This window comes from Actinomycetospora sp. (genome assembly GCF_055612215.1).
Genome location: NZ_JBVPVA010000341.1, coordinates 1 through 3,592, shown reverse-complemented (window position 1 = coordinate 3,592; position 3,592 = coordinate 1). Strand labels below are relative to the sequence as shown.

Annotated in this window: 4 protein-coding genes; 3 read left to right on the top strand and 1 reads right to left on the bottom strand. The window is 73.9% G+C overall.

The features are described from left to right. On the bottom strand, positions 1–1,478 hold a 1,478-nt coding region (locus AC0CYZ_RS09790; RefSeq protein WP_472214704.1), incomplete at its 3' end, for a glycogen debranching protein. 121 nt (positions 1,479–1,599) lie between these two features. On the opposite strand from AC0CYZ_RS09790, the gene AC0CYZ_RS09785 reads away from it, so the two are divergent. The 3 genes from AC0CYZ_RS09785 to AC0CYZ_RS09775 form a co-directional block, all read left to right on the top strand. Beyond that, positions 1,600–2,430, top strand: coding sequence for an ABC transporter ATP-binding protein (locus AC0CYZ_RS09785; RefSeq protein WP_472214706.1), 831 nt, complete (start codon positions 1,600–1,602; stop codon positions 2,428–2,430). 25 nt (positions 2,431–2,455) lie between these two features. After that, complete coding sequence (locus AC0CYZ_RS09780; RefSeq protein ID WP_472214702.1) at positions 2,456–3,235, top strand: enoyl-CoA hydratase/isomerase family protein; 780 nt, start codon at positions 2,456–2,458, stop codon at positions 3,233–3,235. Continuing rightward, a partial coding sequence (locus AC0CYZ_RS09775) for a class I SAM-dependent methyltransferase (RefSeq protein ID WP_472214700.1) occupies positions 3,235–3,592 on the top strand: 358 nt, incomplete at its 3' end. The genes AC0CYZ_RS09780 and AC0CYZ_RS09775, both read left to right, overlap by 1 nt.

Here is a 3,592-nt window from a genome sequence, read left to right as displayed (position 1 = left end):
GAGTTCCAGGAGCGGTTGTCGTCGGTGCCGTCGCGGTTGCCCTCGCCGTGGGCCTCGTTGTGCTTGTGGTCGTAGGACACCAGGTCGCGCAGGGTGAAGCCGTCGTGGGCGGTCACGAAGTTCACCGACGCCGCCGGCGTGCGTGCGGGCCAGTAGAGATCCGACGACCCGGCCAGCCGGGTGACGATCTCCGAGACCGGGCCGTGGCCCCGCCAGAAGTCGCGCACGCCGTCGCGGTAGCGCCCGTTCCACTCCGCCCAGGCCGGGCCGAAGCCGCCGACCTGGTAGCCCTCGCCGGTCGAGTCCCACGGCTCGGCGATCAGCTTGACGCCCGCGAGCACCGGGTCGGCGGCGATCTCGGCCAGCAGCGGGGCGGACGCGGAGAACCCCGACCCGCCCGGCCGGCCCATCGTCGAGGCCAGGTCGAAGCGGAAGCCGTCCACGCCCATCGTCGTGACCCAGTACCGCAGGCAGGACAGCACCAGCGCGCGGACCAGCGGCGACCCGGCGTCGAGGGTGTTGCCGCAGCCGGTGAGGTCGATGTCGCGGCCGTCGGCCGAGAGCTGGTACCACGACGGGGCGTCCAGCCCCCGCCACGACAGCGAGGGTCCGCCGACCCCGCCCTCGCAGGTGTGGTTGAACACGACGTCGAGCACCACCTCGAGCCCGGCGGCGTGCAGCGCGTCGACCATCGCCCGGACCTCGGCGACCTCCTGCCCGGGCACGGCCGCGTAGCGCGGCTCCGGGGCGAGGTAGGCCAGCGTCGAGTAGCCCCAGTGGTTGCGGGCGCCGCGGGCCATCAGCGAGGGCTCCGGGGCGTTCGCGAACACCGGCAGCAGCTCGACCGTGGTCACCCCGAGCCGGCGCAGGTGCTCGACGACGGCCGGGTGCGCCACGCCGCCGTAGGTCCCGCGCAGCGCGTCGGGGACCTCGGGGTGGCGCATCGTGAGGTCGCGCACGTGGGTCTCGTAGAGGACGGTGTCCGCCCACGGGACGGCCGGCCGTGGCGACGCCGAGACGGGTACCGGGGCGGTCACCACCCCGAACGGCACCGAGCCCGCCGAGTCGACGTCGGAGCGCGGCCCGAAGGGGTCCTCGTCCGTGTGCGCGAGCGCGGCGGCCAAGCGGGTGAACCGCCCACCGATCCCACGCGTCCACGGGTCGACCAACAACTTGGCCGGGTCGGTGCGCACCCCGGTGCGCGGCGACCACGGCCCGTGCACGCGCAGCCCGTAGCCCTGCCCGGCCGCGATCCCGTCGACCGACCCGCGCCACCACCCGTCCGTGCCGCGCGCCAGCTCGATCCGCCGCTCCGCACCCTCCGACCCCCCGCCGAGCAGGCAGAGCTCGACCGCCTCGGCCGTCGTCGTGGCGGGGACCGCGACGGTGAGGACCCCGTCGTCGTCGAGGATCGCGCCGGGCGTGTCGGTCGGGAGGGCCGCCGCGTCGTGGACGGTCCCCTCGCTGGTGGGGCGCATGACGATCGATCGTGCCCGATGCGGACCCCGGCCCACACGGTGCTCGCCGATCCGGATCGGAGAGGATGGCCACGTGAGTGCCCCCCGACCGGTGTCGACCTCGCACCCCGAGCTCGCCCCGATGCCCCGGCAGGCCGACGCGACCGAGGTCGGCGACCGTCCCCATGCGGACGAGATCGTCCGGATGCGCGACGTCTCGGTCCGTCGCGGCGGCAACACGCTGCTCGCCGACATGACGTGGTCGGTGGAGCTCGACGAGCGCTGGGTCGTGATCGGCCCCAACGGCGCGGGGAAGACGACGCTGCTGCGCCTCGCCGCCGCCGAGATGCACGCCACCACGGGCACCGTCGACCTGCTCGGTGAGCGCATGGGCCGCGTCAACGTCTTCGACCTGCGCGAACGGATCGGGCTGGCCTCGGCGAGTCTCGCCGGGCGGGTGCCGGCCGACGAGATCGTGCGCGACGTCGTCCGCAGCGCCGGCTACGGCGTCGTCGGGACCTGGAACGAGGCCTACGAGGAGATCGACGAGGAACGCGCCCTCGCGATGCTCGACGTGCTCGGCGCGGCCCAGCTGATCGACCGCGAGTACGGGACGCTGTCGTCGGGGGAGCGCCAGCGCACCCTGCTCGCGCGGGCGCTGATGACCGACCCCGAGCTGCTGCTGCTCGACGAGCCCGCCTCCGGGCTCGACCTCGGCGGCCGCGAGGACCTGGTGGCCGGGCTGACCGCCCTGGCCGCCGACCCGGAGGGCCCGACCATGGTGATGGTCACCCACCACGTCGAGGAGATCCCGCCGGGCTTCACCCACGGCATGCTGCTGCGCGAGGGTCGGATCGTCGCCCAGGGCCTCCTCGACGACGTGATGACCTCGGAGAACCTCTCCGTGGCGTTCGACCAGCCGCTCGAGCTGCTCAGCCGCCGCGGCCGGTTCACCGCCTACCGCAAGTACTAGGCCCCCCGGGGCCGGAGGGAGAGCTGTGACGGAGTTCGTGCGCCTCGAGGTCGACGGCGGCGTCGGCACCATCCGCCTGGACCGCCCGCCGATGAACGCGGTGAACCGGCAGGTCAACGTCGAGCTGGCCCAGGTCGCGTCCGAGGCGGCCCAGCGCGAGGACGTGCGCGCGGTCGTCGTCTACGGCGGCGAGAAGGTCCTCGCGGCGGGGGCCGACGTCAAGGAGATGGCCGACCTCACCTACGCCCAGATGGCCGCCCGCGCCCACGAGCTCTCCCACGGCTTCGGCGCCGTCTCGGAGATCCCCAAGCCGACCGTCTGCGCGCTCACCGGCTACGCCCTCGGCGGCGGGTTCGAGATCGCGCTGTCCTGCGACCGGCGGATCGCCGGGGACAACGCCACGGTCGGCCTCCCCGAGATCCTCCTCGGCATCATCCCGGGCGGGGGCGGTACCCAGCGGCTCGCGCGGCTCATCGGCCCGGCCAGGGCGAAGGACCTGATCTTCACCGGCCGGTTCGTCAAGGCGCCCGAGGCCCTGGAGCTGGGGATCGTCGACGAGATCGTGCCGCCGGACGAGGTCTACACCCGGGCGCGGGCCTGGGCCGAGCAGTTCGCGAACGGCCCCACCCGGGCGCTGGCCGCGGCCAAGACCGCCGTCGACCGCGGCCTGGGCCTGGGTCTGCGCGACGGCCTCGACCTCGAGACCGAGGTCTTCGCGGCGCTCTTCGGCACCGAGGACCAGGTCATCGGGATGCGCAGCTTCGTCGAGAACGGCCCGGGCAAGGCCCAGTTCCTGGGGCGCTGATGACCACCCCGAACCCGCACGCCACCCAGGCCGAGGTCGACGCCGCCCGGAACGACCCCAAGCTCGCCAACGTGCTCTACCACGACTGGGAGGCGGGCACGTACGACGAGAAGTGGTCGATCTCCTACGACGAGCGCTGCATCACCTTCGCCGTCGACCGCTTCCGGGCGGTCGCCGGGGACGTGGGCCCGTTCGAGCACGCCCTCGAGCTCGGCTGCGGCACCGGCTTCTTCCTGCTCAACCTCATGCAGGGCGGAATCGCCAAGCGCGGCACGGTCACCGACCTCTCGCCCGGCATGGTCGAGGTGGCGGTCCGCAACGCGGAGGGGCTGGGTCTCGACGTCGAGGGCCGCGTCG

Coding starts and splice junctions, on each gene's coding strand:
- AC0CYZ_RS09785 (WP_472214706.1), top strand. CDS start 1,600: ATGCCCCGGCAGGCCGACGCGACCGAGGTCGGCGACCGTCCCCATGCG.